This is a genomic window from Pleurocapsa sp. PCC 7319, assembly GCF_000332195.1.
Taxonomy (GTDB): Bacteria; Cyanobacteriota; Cyanobacteriia; order Cyanobacteriales; family Xenococcaceae; genus Waterburya.
On the sequence record NZ_KB235922.1, the window covers coordinates 2,972,318 to 2,993,127 of the forward strand.

The following is a 20,810-nucleotide window of genomic DNA, read 5'->3' on the forward strand; positions in this document are numbered from 1 at the left end:
TTATTAGAACAAGGTATTCATTTGGTTAGTACCGATGAAATGACAGGTATTCAAGCTCTTGAAAGATTATTTCCAGCCAAACCAGGCAAGCCTAAACAAGTAGAGAAAATCGAATTTGAGTATGAACGCCACGGAACCTTAAGCTTAATTGCTAACTGGGATGTAGCCAGAGGAAAAGTACTTACTCCCTCTATCGGTGCAACTCGAACTGAACAAGATTTTTATGAACATATCCAGAAAACAATTCAGACTGATGAAAAAGGGTCATGGATTTTTATCGTGGATCAACTCAATACTCATAAATCAGAAAGTTTAGTTAATTTAGTAGCATCAAACTGTGGAATTACTACGGATTTAGGAGTTAAAGGGAAAGAAGGAATTTTAAAATCCATGACCAGCCGTGAGGCTTTTTTATCAGATGAATCACATCGGATTCGCTTTGTATATGTTCCGAAACATACATTAGGGCTGAACCAAATTGAGTGTTGGTTTTCTATTTTAGTCAGGCGTTTGCTCAAAAGAAGTAGTTTCTGTTCGACTGAAGACCTGGAGCAAAAGATTCTGAATTTTATTGATTACTTTAATTGGCATTTTGCCAAGCCGTTTGTGTGGAAGTTTGAGGGTTTTAAAGATCATGATTAACTGGTGGATTATTTCCGCCTAGCTGCACTAGTAACATCAGAAAGTTTATATCGAGTTAGAATAGGCGATTATAGAATTATCTACGAAATACAAGATAAAACTTTGCTGATTATAATTACCAAAGTTGGACATCGAAGAGATATTTACAAGTAGAGGAAATCTAGTCAAAATCAAGATTTTATTTATTCGGTGAAGGTAAAAACTTGCATTTATTGAAAAGAATGATCAGCTCTGCTGGTGCGCGGAGCGCAATCGCCTGTTTGATTTGAGCTAAATTTGAACACACGATCGCTGTTGAACCAACTATGACTCAAATTGTTGATGAGCCTCGGAGTCAATCAGTCAAGGCTCTTTGATAGACAAGTTTAATTTTCTGCGCGATCGCTGGCCAATTGTAATTAGTTTGAACGTAATCTAAGCAGGATTGACTGCTAGGTAAAATGCGATCGCCTGATAGAGTTTCGATAATTCCTCTGGCAAGTTGCTCTGGATGATATCCTTCAAAAACTAGATCTTCAGAAAAGGGTTTTAAGATTTCGGGAATACCACCGATAGGAGTTCCTAATACTGGAGTACCAGCAGCTAATGATTCGACTACTATTAAACCGAAACCTTCTAAGGCTACGGTGGGAACAACGGAAAAGTTAGCAGCGCGATAGCATAGGGGTAATTGTTCGTCAGGTATGTATCCTAGTAGTTTAACGTTATCTTCAAGTTCTAGTTCGGCGATTTGAGTTTTGAGTGTAGTAGCCAACTCTCCTTTCCCAGCAATATGGAGCAAAATATCGGGATAAACTGTCCGAACTTTTGCCATAGCTGCTACCAAGTTTTCTAATCCCATGCGTTTGGCTAGCCTACGGATACAAAAAATAATCGGTCGATCTTGATGCCAACCTAATTGACTACGAGCTTCTATTGGAGCGAGATTAATATTAAAGCAATCTATATTTATTCCCCCAGGGATAATATTGATTTTTTCTAAGGGGACTTGATATTCTTGATGCAAAATATCGCTGAAGGTTTGAGACAGAACGATGAATTGTTGCGATCGCCTATAAACACTTTGTTCAAGCCATTTTTTTACTTTAACTGCTATACGTTTATTTGCCTCTACCCCACTTTCTAATGCCCAAGGTCCATGAAAATGAGTTACCAATGGGCGATCGCCTATTAGATCTTGGATAGGAAAGGTATAGAGGGCAAAATGAGAAACTATCAAGGAATAGTCTGATTCTGCTAACAGTTGGCAAACTGATTTTCGTATTCCTTGACAGCGTTTTATTAGGGGTGAATCAGGGGGGGCAAAGGCTCGGACTTGTCCTTGAGAACCTAGGCTTACTTTTTTTGAGCCCGCAACCAAGCCTTTTACTTCTACGTCGACTTTTGGTAAATAATTGACACAGTTGTAGTAGACGCGACCAAGTCCGCTTGGTTGTTCGGGAAACCAGTCTAAGCCTATCTGGAGAGTTTTCATTATCTTGGGCAGTTTATTAAACTTGGATCTTTTTAGCTCTTTTTCTCACAATTTTTAAGAGTTTTAGCTTATTGCAATCACTTGGCTAAGCAATTGATAAATTTGCTGGTTAATTGCTGATGGGTTAAAGCGTTGACTTGCCTCTGTTTTGGCTGTGCTAGCGATCGCAGCAGCGTGGTCTGGTCGGTCGTGACAATTCATAATAATCTCTGCGAGCTGATGAGCATCTCCAGGAGAGTGCAACCAACCCGTTTTGCTATGCTCGACAATTTCTGCCGCTCCGCCAGCATTAGCAGCTACAACCGGACGATTGCATAACATACCTTCGACAATGACTCGTCCAAATGGTTCCGGTGCAATTGAAGTGTGGGCGACCAAATCGCAGGCAGTCATCAACTGCGGTACATCAGAGCGAAAGCCTAGGAGCTTAACTCGTTCCTCTAGTCCCAAACTGTTTACTTGCTCGTGAAGCTGCTTTACGTATTCCCGTTCGCCAAACAAGGCATCGCCAATTAAAACCGCAGTTACATCATCAGAACAATATTTGAGAGCCTCAATCAAGACGTGTTGACCTTTCCAAGATGATAAGCGACTAAAATGTCCCACCAGGAAGCGATCGCTCAATCCCAACTCCTGTCTCAAAATATCTCGCTGGGAATCGTGACCCGAATATAGCTCTGGTTTAAAAATATAGTAGACGACTTCTGCAATTTCAGGTCTTCCACCCGCCTCAAGAAAAGCTTTTTTAGTGGCTTGGGAGTCAGCCATCACTAGTGAAGCAAATCGATTTGCTGTGGCAATAGCAATGCGAATATTGGTAGGGCTGAAGTGTTCTGTCGATAAAATATCGTGAAGATAATAGACTAGAGGGCGGCGTGATAACCAGCTAGCAATTGCCCCAATAACTAGGGCTTTTTGTGTGTTAGCAAAAATTACATCAAAGTCACGCGCTTTCTGGACAACACGATTAATGAGAGGAATAATTTGCCCCAAGCTACCTAAGCTTTGGATAAAATTACTATCTCGGCTAACTGCTATTGGTTGGTCATTTAAAATTTGAACTGGAATTTGCTTCTGTTCGAGTAGAGTTTTGAAAGGACCATCTTCAAACAGTCCAACCAAACAGTTTTCTATATATGCGTAAGCAACATCTATTAGGGCAAACTCTGCGCCGCCCAACATACCCGTTTGATCGAGAAAAAGAATTTTCACCACAGCTTAAAGATAGTGCAATTAAAGGAATTTTTAAATTCAAGAATACCTTTCAGTAAATTGAATTGTCCAAAAAGCCTAAATTACTGATTAAATTATCATGTTTAATAACTCTTTTGAGTAATCAAAAAGTTACCCCAAGGTAGGATTAAAATTGATTAGTAATTAGCGATCGCCTAATATATTTGGTAGGGGAAATGTATATAAAGGCAACATTTAAATTTTCGAGTTTACGTAACTTTTTAGTTACTTTCAAGTAGGAAATTTTAGTTCACTTTAAGAAATCTCGCTGCATCAGCTATAACCTTGCCATTAGCTTTATCATTAACGATACGAAGATAGGAATGTCCATCAAGTTGATAGGTGCCAATTAAATTCCAGCCACGAATGATCGCTTTTCTTTGGTTTAGCTGTTTTATCTCCTTTCCTCCTAAATGATTCACAATTATTTTGGCATTAGTGGCTCTGTCTTTTCCTGGCTGCCACCATAGGTATACTTCATACTTTCCCCGTTCTTTAATATTGGGCTGCCACTGTGCCCAGGTATTTGAATCAGCATTTGCCACAAGATAGTCTTTATCGTATTGTTTATAGCTTCTTGGAGCTGTGACCCATCCATCGCTCATAGAAAAACCGCTTTCGCTATTATCCACAAAATCTTGCTCGATTTCACGATCCCAATTCCACTTACGTCCTTGCCAAGTGCTATAAGTCATCATTAAGTCTCGCGCCCTGAGGAAATGATACTTGCGCCCCTCGGGATTAGCCAGGAGATTTTCTTCAAGTGTTTTAGCAATTTTAAAGTAATCGTAGTTTTGCCAATAAGTTGCCTTGCCAATAGACACTGGCATGAATTGTGGTCCTGGATGGGTCTTTGCCCATTGACGAATATCATCAGCAATTTCTCGAACATTTTCTATCTTTGCATATTTAGAATCTTGAAACATATGCATTCCAATCACTGCTGTATCTGGATTAGTTGCATCCAAACGCTGTACTGGTTGCTTGACATTGTAAATTCCTTGAATTACGCCCAACCAATTAACAATATCGGCTCGGTGTCCTTCGGCATCACAAAAATTGTTAACTACAGGTAAATCAGTATCCTTAGCAAAAGTACGCCAAACATAACCAGCTTGCTCAGAGTTGCTGAGTCTAGTACACATCCATTTATCAGCCCAAATGATTCCCATATCGTTTTCAGGAGGCAAAACCTGAGCGTACCAATTGTAAAGTGGCGGAGTGAGATGAGCTAAAATCGGCGCAACAGACCAAGTAATTCCTCTCTGTCCAAAGTCAGGACTTTGCTTGAAAAGACCAAACATTCCTTTAAAGGTATGATCGAGATTATCTCCATCGGCTATCCACCAAGTAATAAAAACATCTTTTTCATTAACAGGATATGCTTTGGAATCAGGTAAATTGACTTGGCTGTCTGGATAGGCATCAAGTACGCTGAAATTTGATGATATTGATGTCCCAATAACATAATAACTTGTATGACTTAATACTTTAGGTGTTTCAGAGGTTTCTGTTCTTCCAGGATGGGAAGGGACCCAGCCTATAATTCCAGCCCTACCTTCAATTAACCCGGGCTGTTGTAACATCTTCATAAGAGCCTGATCGTCATTGGCGTCAGCAACATCGATGTTGAAGGCGAAACCATTTGTTGCCACTGCGTAATCAATTACTCCGAAGGATAAAAGTGTATCTGATTCATAAGGGCCAGGATTATCCCAAGAATTCACACCAGTGGAATATAAAAGCTGATGTTGGCGATTTGAAGTAGCAAAATAATTATCGACTAGCCAGTTCAGTACTTGCCAATCGTGTTTGAAATCCAACTCTCGAAGGTCAAGTAGTTCGGTAAAGGAAAATCCCCAGCTTTCTATTAGCTCTTTGAGTTCTGGCGAAACCGCGAGGTAGTTTTTTTGAGCGGCAATGGTCACTGCTGCTCCCGAAGTAGCTAGCCGTACCTGTCCCTCTAGGTTTGGGTCCCACACTACCCAACCCTTAATTATGTTGGGGTATTTTATTGTGATGTATTCGAGGATTGCATGAAGTCCACCATTAACACCTACCTGGCGTTGGAGATCCTTTCTTGGTAAGTCTTTCACCTCAGGTAAGGTCTCAAGCATTACTTTTTGAAAGTCCCAATCATTACTTCCTGTGTAGCCAGATTGAGAGTTATCGTTGAAGAGCCAAATTTTGTCTGCGCTTTGTCGATTGACCAAACCTTGTATTACCCTTGAGGTTAAAATTGCATCCGCTTGATCTTTTTCTTCTTGTTTAATGCCTATATCAACCGTAATAATTTTCTCTGGCAAAGGCATTTCATTGCGATCGCCTAAAGAAACAACAACTTCAGATGGAAAAGTCAACTTTGATTTTAAAGGAGAATAGTTGGCGACAATTATTAATAAAATTGCAGCAGCAAAAAAAAGAAATAAATGTTTTTTTCTCAAGATAAAAATCAATAACATTACAAGAATAAACAATCAATCTTGTTTGGCCAATATTTTAAATTTTATGTATAATTCATTTGCTTTTTCTAATAAATAGTTATTTGATTCTAGTTTAAAATCTTGTTTTTTCTGTTTCTTTAATTTTTTTCTCTCTCCTTGAGGCGGTTTCCATTGATTTGCTTGAGCCATATCAACTACATCAAATTTTGTTCCAAACCTAATGTTTATTCTTTGGACTACTCGATCAAAATATCCTGTAGTTTGTTCAAAAGTACTTACTATGCAATTAGCTGCATAAGGTTCTAGCTTAGAATAAAAACTAATATAACTTTCTAATCCTTGCTGAATAGAAATATATGGCCAGCGGCTAGTAAGAGATAGAACGGCTTTTTCAGGTTCTCTTATGACAAGCAAAATAGGAATATTTTTACGGGCAGCCTCTATGATTTGAGCAGGCGAATGCAAATGATGAGCAATGCGAACATATTTTGTTTGACTCTTTTGAAATACAAATGCGGCAAAGCTATTGGCTGAACCTTGAAAGCCATCTATGACTAATTCAGTATCACTGCTTATCATACGTTCGCTGGGATTTTGCTTGAAGGATTTAAATTTTTTACAATCCCAAAGAATGTAGGGTAAATAAAAAAGTTTTAATTGAGGTTCTCTTGCTACCAAGGAGCGAAATACAAAATTAAATTGTCTAAGATAAGTCATTAATGAACTATACGGAATTTTATTAATTATTTTTAACATCGATGCTTGAATATATTTATATATTGTTATTAGCTAATTGATTATTTATAGTTGATAATTGATCGATTGGAATCGAGGTTTATCAACGCCAAATATCAAGATTTACATCTAGTAGAACTTCTAATTTTTCAATATCTCTTGTGAATTTTTCTTGTAATCTTAATTTTGTTTTTTCCTGCATAGTTGGTAAGCTCTGCTGAGCGCCTATTTTAAGAATTTTTCGAATTCCCAATGAGTCGAATAGATTTATTATCAAATCTAAATCATGCTTTGATAATTTACGATTAACTAGACCCGCCAAATAGTTTAATTGGCTATATTTAGGAATATAGCTTTGATTGACTCTTTGTAATCCAATAGTATTGCTAAATCCTTCAGACGATATTTTTAAAAAATTGGCAATTGTTTTTTTTGTCTCATTTATATGTGTAATAGATTGCTCAAAAACAAGAAAACATATCTGCTTTTGATCGTAAAATTCTAAAAATGGTTCTAAATTGTGTGCATAAAAGCTGTGTTTAATAACCCAAGGTCTGTCAATTAGAAAGTCCTCAAAAGACTTATTATATCCAGCACGAACTGCATGACCATATTGCGAATAAACTCGATTTACTGGATTACGTACCATTAGAATAAGCTTTTGTATTGATTTTACAGAAGCTATCCTTTGAGCACACTTTCTAGGTTGCGATAAATATCTAGGCGTAAATTCTCCAATAGCTTTATATTTAGTTGCAATTTCTGAACTAGGAAAAAATGATTCATACCATCCAAGTCCTTTACTATAATTATCATCGAAGTTAAAGAAATTAATCTCTTTTCTTCTTGTTGGCATATATATACTTGGATGTTGTTTGAGTAATTCATGTAGCCAAGTTGTGCCGCACTTAGCTGCTCCAATACCAATAAAGTTAGGAAGTGTCATAAAAAATTCTCCCAGCCCTATAATATAAAATTTTTTTTCTGCTTAGTATTGTCTTGATATTGATAATATTTGTAAGCTGCCATGGCTATCCCCAAAAACCCCCAAATAGGCATAGCATATTGTTCTGTTGTCACGTTACTAGTAGTCATTCGCGCCAAAGAACCTAAAACAATAGTTCTGGAAGCAATAGTAAACAGATCTAATTGTCGTCTTTGGAACAGTTTAAACAAAAGCAGGGCTATTCCACCAATATAGGCAATAAGAGCAAACCAACCAAAAGAAACTAGGATCACCAGATAACCATTGTCATTGGTAGAAAAAAGAGCTTGATTATAGTTTCCACCTGTTGGGGCTTGTCCTGGTGCCAATAAACCCCAACCGATAAACTCAGATAAAGCATAATTAATTCCCCTGTCAAAAGTTATTAGTCTCGAATTTAAGCTACCATCTTTTCCCAGCTCAGAAAATGTTTCTAACCTAGAGCTGATAACTTCAGAGAATGGCTCCATCGTAGCTAATGGAATAGTAACAACTACTATTGTTGTAATGGCAAGAATTATACGAAGTTGATGACGATCTTTAAGGGATATAACAAAAAGTAAAAGAGTTATTAACCAACTGTACCAAGCAGTACGCACTTTCGATAACAGAAAGGCAAGATAGCCAAACCCAGCAGCGGGAAAACGTAACTTCTCTTTACTAATCAACAACAGCAATAAACCAGGCATGAGGTTGAAGGCAAAAGTCATCGAGTTGCCCATCGTACTCCAAACTCTAATTCCCAAAGGCTCGGGAACTCCCATATATGAAGCATAAGTATCGTCACCAGGGCTATACAAAAAGAATTTATCCCACTCAGGTGCGACTAAAAATTGGAAAACTCCATAAATTCCCATCACCAAAACCCCCCAGAGAAAAACTCTCTGAAAGTTTTGACGGTACTTGGGATAATCTCGCCAATTGACAAATAAGTGGAAACCAAAAAGAATAGGACTTAACCAATCAAACAAAATTAGTATTTCGCGCTCATAGTCAGTTATAGGTTGTCGAATTAATCCTATAAAAAAGGCATAGAAAACACTGGCAAAACAAAGCATGAAAGGCAAGCCATCGCGCTTATAAGTTCTAGGCAAGTAGCGTACCAAAGTAGCTAAGGAAATTGAAGTTACTAGTAATGGCGTTAAGTGATAGGGCCAAGGGGTAATATAACCACACCGATAATCGATTAAGCGCCGCATAAATGTGCCTAAAAACCACATCCACCAAGTAAAACCGACATAGAGAATAGGATAACGACGATAGAAAAATACACCAACGGCGAATGAACCAAGGGGAAAAATTGGAATAGCAAGACGAGGAGCGACCAGCAGAAAGACGCTTATGACAAATACTAATCCTAGAATTGCCATCCATGCTGGCTTTGGTTCTAGGTTTATTTGCCAACCTCTTTTATAAGAACTTTTAGAAATTAATTGTTTCCCTTCCACTTAGTTTCTCCAAGATGAAAACATTTAGTTATTACTTGCCTACATTAATTCTTCCCCTATCTACGCGGGAGCGTTTCTGGTAAAGACGTCTGAGAAAGCTTTGAGCAACTACTTTCTATACCCTCTCGCCAAGCTAAGAGTCCTTGCCAACGTCCTCGCATTGATATCAACCATTTTTTTCCTGCTAACTTACCTTCCTTCGGAAAAAATCTTACCAACTGCACTACACCAAAACCTTTTCTGGTGCCAACTAAAATTGTCCAAACAAGATAAACGACTTTTCTCATAGTTGGTAAATATTCGAGTAAAACAAGGGTCTGGTTATGAACTTCATTAAACCAAGCAACTTCATTAAATTGACCTCGTCGATCCTCGTCAAAACGTAAACCCTGATAATGGTCTATCTCTACCAAAGGATCGTAAATTAATTTCCAACTACTTTTCTTGACATTCAAAGCAAAAGCTAAGTCATTATGTACTTCTGCCCCTGAACCCAAGAGTCGCTTATCAAATCGTAAGTTAGCTATAGCAGTTTGCCGGTAACTCATATTGGCGCCTTTGAGAATCTCAACTTCACGGGGTTTCCCTATACCTCGATGATGCTCTCCAATAGTTCGTCCAAACCACTGGACTTTACCAACAATTTTTCGTTCACCTTCCATCAACTTGTTGCCAATATACAACCAGTCTCGTCCACCAACACCTCCAATCTGACTATCATTCAGAAAATGAGACTCAATACGAGCTAACCATTCAGGACGAGGTGCTGCATCGTCATCTGTAATTGAAATAATTTCACTTCGAGCTTCATCTAGACCAGCATTTAAAGCTGCTACTTGTCCTGGAATAGTTACTTTAACGTTACGTAGTGGCAAGGATTCATGATTGAAATTTTTTAGGAAAGTCCAGGTTTCAGCATCAGTATCGCGAACGATTATTAACACTTCATCAGCTGGTCGCGTTTGATTTTTCAATGCGTTCAAACAACGTACCAAATCCTGGGGACGACGATAAGTAGGTATAATAACAGTAATATTCATTTAAGTTTTATCTTTGTAATTTCATTAAATATTTCATTAAATGTATTTCTATGTTTTGGATCGGCAATAAGAGACACAAAGTTAGACATTAAATTTTTTCCAAGAAACTTACTATACGTAGAAATAAATAAACGCAAATCATTTAGATGTTTATATTCCACCTGCTTAGATCAACTCCATATTTAGTTTTTAGATCTTGCAAATCATTTTGTAGTAAATTTAAAACATGATTGCGTTGTTTTGAAGAAATTTTGATATATTCTTAATATTTTTTTTGTGTAAGAAGCTTGCGAAATGGTTGTAATTTTATTCTTGTTTCATCTGGAATCTGCCTAACTATCGATTTGACAAATTTTGTCTTTCTTATACTTGAATAACCAGGTAAAGTAACTCTTCTGAATATTGGATTATACGGATTATGATTAATATTTAATCCTTGAAATTTATAATCCGGATCTATGTCCAAAAATCGACAAACTTTTCTCACAACATTAAGGGGCTCATTTTTTAGATTCTCAAAATTCAATAAAAGAATGCTTTCATGAGGAAATCTTTTATAGTACTCTTCTATTTGCATTGCATATTTTGAAGTATCTATTATTTCGCTATTTATTCCTTCAGAAAGAGGCTTTGCTGTGTCTTTATATAGATGTGCACGTCCATTAGTGTAATGAGACTCTATCCTATCTATTGGATCTCTAATGATGTAGATAAATTTAAAATTTGCATTTGTACATGCTTTGATTTTGGCAATATTTTCAGCAGCATTTAGATGAGATGGACTTGTATGCGTTACTCTTGTGTAAGATACAGTTGCTTCAAGAGCAATTTTATGCTGATTAGAATTCCAGTCCCAAAGGCTTTGGTAGTAATCAAAACCTCTAGAAAATATATCTTTGTTAGAAAAGAAAAGTGGTTCTTTATTTTTGCAAGCTGAAATTTGGAGGTGTTGTGCTAGGTATTTGAAGAGGCTAGTTGTACCGCACTTCATTGCACCAATAATTAAGGCAAAATTATTTATTTTCATTAAGTTACTTAATTAGCTAAGCTAAGTTATCCGGAACATTATTAGTAACTAGTATTATTTATCTATAACTAGTTTGATGGTCAGGGTAAAGTAATTATTAAGTAAGATCAACTTGAGAATGGCTGGTCATATTCTTTATGAATTGCGACAATATTTTGATATGCAAATATTTCACAAAATAAAGGATTGTACGCTTCTAACTTAACTAGTCCGTCAGGAAGCATTCTATAAAATGAATATTCAGGTAATTGCTCATAAAAATCCTTGAAAAAAACTCTACTCGTAATATTCATTTTGTTGAACTCAAAATGAATGATATCAATAACTTTTTCTTCAATTGATTTTTTGGCTCCAATAAGAACATTCAATTCATTACCTTCTGTATCAATTTTTAAAAGGTTAATTTTTCTGATATTGTTCTTATCAACAAAATGGTCTATTGTAGTTAACTTTATATCCCAATATACCGAGCTACTGCTATGAAATTTTTCTATCACATTCTTATATAAGGAAGCATGTGTAGAACCATCACAATTTTCTTGATAATCAAATAATTTGGAATCACCTTGTATATTACTACATCCGAGATTGACTGCTATATAGTTATATTTTGATGCTGCAGCCTGAAGTTTCTTAAAAGTTATTGGATGTGGTTCAAAAGCATAAATTGTGACCGATTTAGAAATACTTTTGACTTTGTTGGAATATTCTCCTACGTTGGCACCAACATCAATTACTAAATATTTATCTGAACTTCCTAAAAGTTTCTGTAAAAACAAATTTTCGCCATTTATCTTTCTATTATAATTCATGAAACCAAGACCTCGTAAGCTCAAAAAATATAGTTGCTTATTGAGCTTGAAAAATCTTTTTCTTGCAAATATATATATATATGATTTATGAAAATGTTCTAGAATAGTTTTTTTGAGTAACGTAGTTTTCTTTAGTACCATAATAATTATCTAAAAAAGCTAAAAAGCAAAATTTCACAATAGGTTGACAAAAAAGTTTGAGTCGTAAAAAGAAGTGATAATAATGAGTAAATTATTTTTTTCTAACTCATTAACTAAAGTTATTAATGTCTTAATAATTGTTCTATTATTTTAATTATAACTCCAATAAAGTTATCACTTACTATTATATAATCTTATTTTAAATCAAACGATATTATGTAGTGAGAAATACTTTTTTATTTATATTTATCATTAATGTTGATCGTAATTTTATTTATGATAAAGTAAGATTATAAAGTAACATTTTTCTACTAAATAAATAAATGAACAATCCATTTGACTATTTTGAAGAAATTTATTGTATCAATCTTGACGAAAAAATCGAGCGTTGGGAAAAAGTCAAACAAGAATTCAAAAAAATAGGAATAGAGGATAAAGTTAAAAGATTTAGTGCTGTTCGAGATGAAGTTGGGGGACGTGCAATAGCAGGTTCGTCTCATTTAGCAGTAATAAAAATGGCAGCTCAAAAGAAACTAAAAAATATTCTGATTTTTGAAGATGATTTGATATTCATAAAATGGAATGAAAAATATATGTACAATGCAATTAATAATTTGCCTATAGATTGGAAAGTATTTAATATTGGATACAGTTTTGTTGGTAAAGATGCCAAGATAAAATTTCATCATATATCTGATAATTTAATAAAAGTTGAGAGAGGTTCTGATGTAAGAGGCAATCATACATACGCTATAAATCATAATGCTTATCAATATTTCATAGATAACTTTAGTACAACTATTGCTGAATGGAAAAGAGATAATGATGCTAAAAGAAGTTATTTAGATTTATGGTTGGCTAATAATTTTGATCGTTATTGTTTAGTTCCTCTTTTCTCTGTACAAGATCAAGATGTAAAATCTCAAATACAAATAATGAACTTTATAAAAAATTATCTTATAAAAGATCGAAAATTTAGAAGTCTTAAATATTTATTTGAATATTCAGGCAAACATATTTTATGGAGAATTAAAAGTAAGTTAAGTTAATAATAGTTTGAAAAATTATTATTAATTTGTTGATTGCTTACTATTTGTTCATTGTTAAAGGAAAGAGCACTTTGCTGAATAATAACTTTATTTCAGCCAATGAGAAAGATCTCGTTGGATTAAATCTTGAAGTTTCAAAATATCTTCTCGATATATGTTTATCAAATTATGTTTTATTTCTGAGGGCATAGTAGGTTTTGAACCTAAATTTTGAGTTGTGACTCTATCATAGATTTTTCGACGTAATTGCTCAGTAAAAAAAGGCTTAGAAATAGACTTTATGAAATTTTTTTTAGTAAAAAGATCGTATAAAAATCTACTTTTAGGAATGCCAGATGCATTTTTTATAGTTAAATCTGGAACAAAATCATTATTTACTTCTAAAAAACTAAAGATATCTCGAACAATATCAATAGTATTTTCTCTAAAATCTTCATAGAGATATATTTGAATTTTCTCTTTATTAAAATTATTAAAATAACGCTTGAGAGATTCGTAGTAAAAACTTAGTTTTTGATAATAAAAAAGATTCAACCATTTATTATTTATACGCTCTTGTTCCTTTATGAGAGCCTGTTCAAAAGACAGGGTTTCATAACCTTCTCTAACCAAATGAGAAAATGCAGAAAAAGCTCTCTCTGCTGGATGACGTAGAACTGCTATTAATTTAGCATTTGGTATATAATGCTTAATTCTTACAGGTGCTTGGAGACTATGCAGATAAATTGGAGATGCCTCTCCTATGGCTATTTCGTTAGATACTTCCTTAAAAAGATCTTTGTATTCCTCTAGATTAGTAATTATTTGACCTTTCCGATTAATTCCTTTTTCTGTAGGTCCTACATAATCAAATTTATTTCCTTCTAAAGCAAAAAAATGTGGTTCCTTAACCGAACTCATGTAAATCTGGGGATGTTGTTTGAGATAGTAATATAGTGATGAGGTTCCAGCTTTAGGAGCACCTATAATTAAAAAATTTGGCATTATCATAAAAATATTTCCTTAATTAGGCAAAGTTTTTCTAACTTGCTTGACTCAATTCATACTGCATTTGGTGATATTTCCAAAGTTCACCCTTCCTAGCTACTAACTCTTGATAACTTCCTTGTTCGACAATTTTTCCTTGCTCAAGCACTACTACTTTATCTGCCTTAGCAATAGTAGATAATCGATGAGCGATCGCAATCACCGTTCTACCTTGAGATAGTTTTGCCAAAGATTCTTGAATTAATTGTTCCGTTACAGAATCTAAGGCACTGGTAGCTTCATCTAATATCAGAATATCTGGATTACGCAATAAGGCACGGGCAATCGCAATGCGCTGACGTTGTCCTCCAGATAATCGTACTCCGCGATCGCCTAGTACTGTATCTAAACCCTCTGGTAATTCTTTAATAAATTCAACTGCATGAGCAAGTTGGGCTGCCTCCCAAATATCTTCTTCGTAAATTTCTTCGATACCGTAGGCAATATTATCTCTAACTGAAGCATTAAAAATAAAAGTGTCTTGGCTAACAATTGCCATCTTTTTACGGACAGAAGAAATATCAAAGTTACGTAAATCTTCTCCATTTATTGAAATCGAGCCTTCTGTGGGATCGTAAAAACGAGCAACCAGATCGGCTAGAGTACTTTTCCCAGCTCCTGATGCACCTACTAGAGCTGTGACGTTACCTTTATCAATCGTAAGATTAATATCTTCTAAAATTAGATTACCTGGTTCGTAAGCAAAATCGACCAACTGAAAATTAATTCCTCTTTTTAATCCCTGAAATTGTAGCTTTCCATTATGCAAATATGGTTTATCTTCAGTTTTGAGCAGTTCTTTGATGTTATTGATAGACCCTTGAAAACGACCCAAATTTTCCCTTGAACCATTTACTTGAGATACCAATGGCATCATCCGAAATAAGATAAACATAAAAGTGAATAAAGAAGAAGTTGCCAGACTTCCTGTCGAGATAAATAGATTAAATGCCACAATCACCATGACAATTAAAATTGTGCTAGCTACTCCTTGGGCTAGTGGCAATACTAGGGCAGAGATCGAGGCTACCCGGTCTTCGGCTAGAATCACTAGATTGCTTGCTCGATAAAATCTTTGTCGCTCAAAATCTTCGGTTCCTGAACCTTTGACAGTACGGATACCGTTAATAAACTGAATGGCAATGGAAGCAAATTGTCCATTAGCTTTTGGTACAGCAAAACTGGCTTCGCGAACACGACGAACTAAGGTAGATAGTCCTATAGAAAGGAGGCTATAAAGTATGATTGCTGCCAAAGAAAGCTGCCAGGAAAGCAACAACATCGAGACTACATAAGCCACCAGTGTCGATCCTCTGCTAACCAAATTAGAAAATATTTGAAAAGCTTGCTTGATCTGATTGATTTCAGTTGTCAGGCTATTGATCAAATCTCCAGAACGGCTCGTTGAATAATAACTCAAACTCAAACCCTGAAGTTGCTCAAATAACCTTTTACGTAGGCGGTCGCATAAATTAGATTGAGAAAGTCGAGAATAGTAAAGTCCCAAGTATTGTAAGAGCGATCGCAACCAAATAGCTACCAAAATAAGAGCTGATAGGCGATAGAGACGAGCTGTTGGGGATGCTTCGGTTGCTAGTAAGCTAATATCAAACCATTCAATTCCAGTTTCAATAGGAGGTTTTTCAGGATTAGTTAATACTTGTAAAAAAGAGGCGATTAAGCCGACAGTAGTACCTTCAAGGAGAGCAGCCAGCAATGTACAAGTCAGCGCGGTAATGGCAATGAAACGAAAATGCTTAAATTCTCTGAGGATAACGAAATTATCTCGCCAAAAACTTGTGGCTTTAATTAATCTGCGAATAGGAATCGGAATTTTAGGACGAATTAGCATTGTAAGTAATTGGACAAGATTAAATTCATTGTTTTAGTTATCTGTCTGAAGTTAGATTTAATATTGCCCCCTAAATTTGGAAATCAAGGCTGAAAGCTGAGAGTTAATAGCTGATAGCTTTTCATCAATAAGCACCAAAGCCAACAAGAACCTTCGGTATAGTCAAAAGCAAAATCTTTAAATCTCCAATCAAGGACCAATTATGCAAATATTCAAAATCACATTTCGTCACGGCGTGCAAATCTAACAACTGAGAGCGTTCTTGGACTTGCCAAGCTCCGGTAATCCCAGGTAAAGCATTCAACCTCTTTTTATCGGCTTCATCCAGACGAAGTGCGTCATACAAAGCCCAAGGACGAGGACCAACCAAGCTCATTTCCCCCCTTATGACGTTAAATAACTGAGGTAGTTCATCAAGACTATATTTTCGCAACCACTTACCCAAAGCAGTAATGCGAGGGTCATCTTTGCACTTATGTAAATCATTTTGATTGGTCATTATGGCATGATGCTGTTGTTCTGCATTAATGATCATCGTACGGAACTTAAACATTCTAAATAACTTGCCCCGCTCTCCTACCCGCCACTGAGAGAAAAAAATCGGACCAGGGTCAAAAATTTTAATTAAAATAGCCACCAATAGCATTAGGGGACTGAGTATGACTAGTAAAATTAAACTAGCCAACCAATCCAAAGTTCTTTTAACTCGCCAGTAGGTAGTCTGGCGACAATTCGGTAACTCACTATGAGAGGCAAGACGTATAAAAATCGGCTTATCTGCCTGATGACAAGTATCTGCCCAAAGCTTGATTCCTTGTTCCCCTAAAGCCCGATCTACACAAACTCTTTTTACCCAAGAATTGCATAGACAATTCTCTAGCCAGTGCCTTCTAGTTAAAGCAGGAAAACTATAGTGGCTATTCACAGATATACTCTTAACCCAAAGATTTTTTTGACGCCATTTAAGATCGCAGGCGGGTAAATAACTTTCTACTCTAGATGGGTCTAGGTCTAGGGTTAGCACTTTGGAAGTGTGGAGGACGATATTAGTTGTCATAATTTTTTCCAGTCAGAAAACTAAACTTGTTGTGGCAATAAATAAGGAGATTTAAACTCATATTCTTTAGAATCATTGATCACTATGCCCAAAACATTTAACTTACTGAATAATGCCTCCACCTCCAGTAATTCAGAAGCTTTTAATTTATCTAAACGCATCGTTAGCACCGCGCTGTCACAGTTAGAAGCAACTTTAATCGCATCTACCATGCCAATTGCTGGAGGAGTATCAACTAAAATCAGGTCATAGTTTTGTTTTTGTTGGTCGATCAAATCCAGTAAGATAGAGGAATTAAGTAATTTAACTGGATCTAATGGTATGGACCCAGAGGGAATTAAATCGATAGTTTCTCCTGAGAAAGAAACTTGCTCAATTACAGGATAAGTAACTTCTCCTGCCAAAAAATCAGCTAAACCAGTATGATTAGCCAGATTAAATGCTTTATGGAGACTAGGACGACGCAGATCAGCATCAATTACCAAAACTCTTTGCTGATGGCGAGCAGCGCTGATAGCTAAACCCAAAATTAGAGTGGATTTCCCTTCTCCAGCGATCGCGCTAGTTACCGCTAGAGATTGTAAGGGCGAATTAATGCTGGCCAGCTTTAAGTTTTGGTAAATTAAATCTAAGGATTCTCGGAAAGGATGCCACTGAATTACTTCTTTAATATTAGTGGTGGAATGAGATTGAGATAAAAAGGGGAGCCTGGCTAGAAAACGATTAGAAGCAAATGAAGATAGTCCTGGGGTAGTTCCCAAGATCGGCAAGGAAGTTTGTCGTTCAATTTCCTGAGGATTAGTAATCCGTTGATCGAGCGCTTCAATGGTAAAGGCTGTCCCTACTCCCAGAAAAGAAGCAATTACAAAACTAAGCAACAAATCCTGAAGTAAATTAGGAGCAATTTGTTCACCCAATTGAGGTGATTCAATTACTTGCCAGCCAAAGCCTCCACGACTTAATTCTATTTCTAGCTCTTGCTTAGCTTCTAATAGTCTTTGCAAAGCGTTTCTTTTTACTTCTGCTTCCTGAGATAAGTTTCTATATCGAGCAATCAGATCGGGAAATTTAACTAATCTCTGCCTCAGTTCAGCTTCAGTTTGCGCAAGGCTCAATTCTCGCTCGTGGATACCTTTCAAACTAGCTTGAGATTCCGTAATTGTGTCCAGAAACCTGGTCTCACTATCAAAAAATTGCCTTTGTTTTTGAATCGATTTGAGGTCAATAGGAAAATTAGCAGGTACTTTGCCCAGAACCCGTTCTGCTTCCTGAATTAACAAAGCCCGTTGACTATCTCGTTTGGCAGTGAGGTCCTGAATAATAGGATTATCGTTAGTAAATTTTGTTTGTTCATTTGCCAGGCTAATTTCAATTTGTTGTAATTCGTTCAGTAAATTTTGGTAACGTTCAGATTGACTGAGACGGGATAAAGTTTGAGCGTTTTCCGTCGGTAAATTTAATTGCTGTTGTAGGTTACTATAATTACCTGTAGTTTGACTCTGCTGAGCTTTAAGAGCTTCCCGTTCTTTGCTAATCTCCCTAATGTTTTCTTTCAGAGCGATCGCTTCTTGTTCGGGAGAAATTAAATTATGCTCTTTACTTAATTTAGTTAGGGCTGCTTCAGCTTCGGTTAATTCACGACGCGCATCAGGAATTTGATTATTGATAAAATTCAATCCATCCTTTAGGCGCTTCTCTTGTTGTTCGAGATTATACTCTAAGTAGACTTCCTGGATTGCTTCTAAGATTCTTTTAGTTTCAACAGGACTGTCTCCAATAAAATCAGCTTGGATAATCTTGGTCGTTGTCGGGTCTTGTGATCCTTCTTCTTCTGTAAGTTGAATTACAGATAATGACTCCCGCAATGACTCTATAATTTCTTGTTTTGTCTCTTCGGAATTTTCTAATCCTAACTTAGCAATAGCTCTCTTTAGTAATTCTGAACTCTTTAATACTTTTAATTGAGTGGCATAGTCAATTTCCAAACCAGAGTCAGCAAATTCTTTTTCTAAATAGGCATTATCAGAGAATCTATTAGTCAAATCTTTTGATTGATAGTTAGATTCCGCTAATACTTGCATATAACTTTGGTAAACAGGCTTTTTCATCAAAGCTGTAGGAATAGCAATAGCTAGTACAGCACCAAATACTCCTGCAAACCAATAACGGCGACGCCACAACGTAGCAAATAACTGCCCATAACCCAAATCATTTAGCTCTTCTAATTCCCAGTTATTTTGACTCATCGATCTACTCCTATTGGAACCTTATTAGCTAACCACTCCGACTTGATGTTTAAATTGTGTACAATTGATGGACCACAAAACTCTTCAATAACTTTGGTAATTTGTTGGAAAAACACTGACTCAGAAAAATTATTGACAGCATGTTCGCGGATTTTTGTATAATTCCAATTTTGGCTTTCGACCTGTTCTATTGCCCCTTGCAAAGCATCAGGAGATTGAGGTGTAAAGAGAATACCAGTTTCTCCATCAATTTGGGTATCTAAAACTCCTCCTGCACCATAAGCAACAACAGGAGTACCGCTAGCATTCGCTTCTATAGGAACTAAACCATAATCTTCCAGAGCGGTGATTACTACAGCCTTGGCTTTGGCCATCAAGTGAGTACGCCAGTTATCATCGACGTAACCTAAAAACTTAATGTTGTCTAAGGACATCGCTTCTAAACGCTCACGTTCTGGCCCATCCCCAGTAATAATCAAAGGCAAACCCAACCAGTTAAATGTCTCGATCGCGATATCCAGCCTCTTATAGCTAATCATTCGCGATGAAATTAGGTAGTAGTCTTCTTTTTCAGCTGAATAAATAAACTTGCTCGTATCGATGGGATAATTGATTACTAATGCTTTCCTTTGATAGATCTGCCTTATTCTTTTAGCTACAGTAGTAGAGTTAGCTATGTATAAATCTGGTTCTTGAGCATATTGCAAATCTTGTTGCCGTAGAGATTGAAATATAGGCTTAATTAGAGGGTAAAATTTCTGAAATTTACTATATTCTTCTAAATAAGTTCTAGTATCCCAAAGAAAGCGAGTCACATTGTGACAGAAGCAAATATGCATTGCTCCTGGCTTCTTTTTTACTCCTTTGGCAAAGCTAGAAGTACTACTAATGATTAAATCGTAATCTTGTAGATCGAGCCTGCGAAAAGCACGGTAATAGAACGGAGCGAAGAGACGAAAACCCAATTTGGCTCCTGGTAACTGTTGAAGAAAAGTCGTTTTGACCGCTCGTCCTGCAAAATCCACAGTATTTTGAGGATCGTAGAGAGATGTGTAAACATCAGCCTCGTAAAAAAACTGACACAGTAACTCGAAAACTCTTTCAGCTCCACCAAATTGCGTTAGGTAATCATGTACTAAGGCTACTTTCATTAGCAGTTTACTTATGTATGTACTTGGATTAATGGGTACTTTGAAATTGATTCTTGATACTGGATAATTAGAAAAACTGTTAACTAATTGATATTTAGTAAAGACTTGCTGTTGTTATAAGGAAAGATTTTATAATAACTAGTCTTAGGTAACGTTAAATCATGTATCAGAGAAGATAAACCCCTTTTTAGTTACCAAAAAGTTATTAAAAAGTAAGAATGGCTAAAGAACAGTTTGAATGTTAAATAAATTACCTAAAAAAATTGGTTTATTAGTATTTTTGATGATCAAGATGATCTGAATTTTCTTGAATTATTAAGCGAAATATTTAAACATACTGAAACATACTGAGAAAACAATTATGCTTTTATGACTTAAATGTTTTAAATGTAATCTAAATTACAATAAGTAGCTTGAAATTACAATTTTTTGAGATATTGTTATAGAA

Annotated in this window: 17 protein-coding genes; 3 read left to right on the forward strand and 14 right to left on the reverse strand. The window is 36.0% G+C overall.

All coding sequences use genetic code 11. The features are described 5' to 3' along the window. Positions 1–39: 39 nt before the first annotated feature. Entirely contained in the window at positions 40–642 is a 603-nt protein-coding gene (locus PLEUR7319_RS0117470; RefSeq protein ID WP_019506516.1) for a transposase, read from the forward strand. Positions 643–645: 3 nt separating this feature from the next. Next, positions 646–795 (forward strand): type II toxin-antitoxin system RelE/ParE family toxin, encoded by a 150-nt coding sequence (locus tag PLEUR7319_RS40140; protein WP_237743588.1) that lies wholly within the window; start codon positions 646–648, stop codon positions 793–795. A gap of 181 nt (positions 796–976) precedes the next feature. Here PLEUR7319_RS40140 and PLEUR7319_RS0117475 read toward each other — a convergent pair whose 3' ends face one another. The 9 genes from PLEUR7319_RS0117475 to PLEUR7319_RS0117520 all read right to left on the reverse strand — a co-directional run bounded on the left by PLEUR7319_RS0117475 (position 977) and on the right by PLEUR7319_RS0117520 (position 11,840). Then, positions 977–2,116 (reverse strand): glycosyltransferase family 4 protein, encoded by a 1,140-nt coding sequence (locus tag PLEUR7319_RS0117475; RefSeq protein ID WP_019506517.1) that lies wholly within the window; start codon positions 2,114–2,116, stop codon positions 977–979. A gap of 63 nt (positions 2,117–2,179) precedes the next feature. Further along, positions 2,180–3,328 carry a glycosyltransferase gene (locus PLEUR7319_RS0117480; RefSeq protein ID WP_026102595.1) on the reverse strand — a complete coding sequence of 383 codons (1,149 nt, stop codon included), beginning with the start codon at positions 3,326–3,328 and terminating at the stop codon, positions 2,180–2,182. 266 nt (positions 3,329–3,594) lie between these two features. Beyond that, positions 3,595–5,709 carry a GxGYxYP domain-containing protein gene (locus PLEUR7319_RS0117485; protein WP_158441850.1) on the reverse strand — a complete coding sequence of 705 codons (2,115 nt, stop codon included), beginning with the start codon at positions 5,707–5,709 and terminating at the stop codon, positions 3,595–3,597. 117 nt (positions 5,710–5,826) lie between these two features. Next, positions 5,827–6,549, reverse strand: coding sequence for a hypothetical protein (locus PLEUR7319_RS0117490; RefSeq protein ID WP_026102596.1), 723 nt, complete (start codon positions 6,547–6,549; stop codon positions 5,827–5,829). An 82-nt stretch (positions 6,550–6,631) separates the two neighbouring features. Next, the gene (locus tag PLEUR7319_RS38310; protein WP_019506521.1) at positions 6,632–7,474 is read right to left on the reverse strand and encodes a sulfotransferase domain-containing protein; all 843 of its coding nucleotides are present in this window, start codon (positions 7,472–7,474) and stop codon (positions 6,632–6,634) included. A gap of 17 nt (positions 7,475–7,491) precedes the next feature. Further along, positions 7,492–8,961 carry an O-antigen ligase gene (locus PLEUR7319_RS0117500; RefSeq protein ID WP_019506522.1) on the reverse strand — a complete coding sequence of 490 codons (1,470 nt, stop codon included), beginning with the start codon at positions 8,959–8,961 and terminating at the stop codon, positions 7,492–7,494. A gap of 56 nt (positions 8,962–9,017) precedes the next feature. After that, positions 9,018–10,001: a glycosyltransferase family 2 protein gene (locus tag PLEUR7319_RS0117505; RefSeq protein WP_019506523.1), complete on the reverse strand. Its 984-nt coding sequence runs from the start codon at positions 9,999–10,001 to the stop codon at positions 9,018–9,020. A gap of 262 nt (positions 10,002–10,263) precedes the next feature. Then, positions 10,264–11,028 carry a sulfotransferase gene (locus PLEUR7319_RS0117515; protein ID WP_019506525.1) on the reverse strand — a complete coding sequence of 255 codons (765 nt, stop codon included), beginning with the start codon at positions 11,026–11,028 and terminating at the stop codon, positions 10,264–10,266. A 107-nt stretch (positions 11,029–11,135) separates the two neighbouring features. After that, positions 11,136–11,840, reverse strand: a complete 705-nt coding sequence (locus tag PLEUR7319_RS0117520) for an FkbM family methyltransferase (protein WP_237743590.1) — start codon at positions 11,838–11,840, stop codon at positions 11,136–11,138. Between the two features lie 464 nt (positions 11,841–12,304). Between PLEUR7319_RS0117520 and PLEUR7319_RS0117525 the strand changes: the two genes are divergently transcribed. Continuing rightward, entirely contained in the window at positions 12,305–13,030 is a 726-nt protein-coding gene (locus PLEUR7319_RS0117525; protein ID WP_019506527.1) for a hypothetical protein, read from the forward strand. A gap of 87 nt (positions 13,031–13,117) precedes the next feature. Here the strand turns inward: PLEUR7319_RS0117525 and PLEUR7319_RS0117530 are convergent, their stop codons facing one another. From PLEUR7319_RS0117530 to PLEUR7319_RS0117550, 5 genes are all read right to left on the reverse strand, one after another. Then, a complete protein-coding gene (locus tag PLEUR7319_RS0117530; RefSeq protein WP_019506528.1) occupies positions 13,118–14,014 on the reverse strand; it encodes a sulfotransferase in 897 nt (298 codons plus the stop codon). Positions 14,015–14,051: 37 nt separating this feature from the next. Continuing rightward, entirely contained in the window at positions 14,052–15,908 is a 1,857-nt protein-coding gene (hepA, locus tag PLEUR7319_RS0117535; protein ID WP_019506529.1) for a heterocyst formation ABC transporter subunit HepA, read from the reverse strand. Between the two features lie 124 nt (positions 15,909–16,032). Further along, entirely contained in the window at positions 16,033–16,965 is a 933-nt protein-coding gene (gene hepC, locus PLEUR7319_RS0117540) for a heterocyst development glycosyltransferase HepC (RefSeq protein WP_026102599.1), read from the reverse strand. Between the two features lie 20 nt (positions 16,966–16,985). Further along, on the reverse strand, positions 16,986–19,211 hold the full coding sequence (locus PLEUR7319_RS0117545) for a polysaccharide biosynthesis tyrosine autokinase (protein ID WP_019506531.1): 2,226 nt from the start codon (positions 19,209–19,211) through the stop codon (positions 16,986–16,988). After that, entirely contained in the window at positions 19,208–20,362 is a 1,155-nt protein-coding gene (locus PLEUR7319_RS0117550) for a glycosyltransferase (protein ID WP_019506532.1), read from the reverse strand. The genes PLEUR7319_RS0117545 and PLEUR7319_RS0117550 overlap by 4 nt, the downstream gene beginning before the upstream one ends. Positions 20,363–20,810 lie beyond the last annotated feature (448 nt).